Annotated in this window: 1 protein-coding gene; it reads right to left on the reverse strand. The window is 49.3% G+C overall.

What is annotated here, in order from left to right:
- On the reverse strand, window positions 1-203 hold a 203-nt coding region (locus AB4486_RS26435; protein WP_372119727.1), incomplete at both ends, for a chorismate synthase.

The following is a 203-nucleotide window of genomic DNA, read 5'->3' on the forward strand; positions in this document are numbered from 1 at the left end:
AGCAATACAATCGCTAACATTGCTTCTGCGATCGGCACCGCACGGATACCAACACATGGATCATGACGACCTTTCGTGATTAGCTGCGTTGCTTCGCCGTCTTTAGTGATCGTGTCACCAGGAACGGTAATGCTTGAGGTTGGTTTAAGCGCGATGCTTGCCACAATATCTTGGCCAGTAGAAATACCACCTAAGATACCGCC

This window comes from Vibrio sp. 10N.222.55.C6, from assembly GCF_041473395.1.
Classification (GTDB): domain Bacteria; phylum Pseudomonadota; class Gammaproteobacteria; order Enterobacterales; family Vibrionaceae; genus Vibrio; species Vibrio crassostreae_C.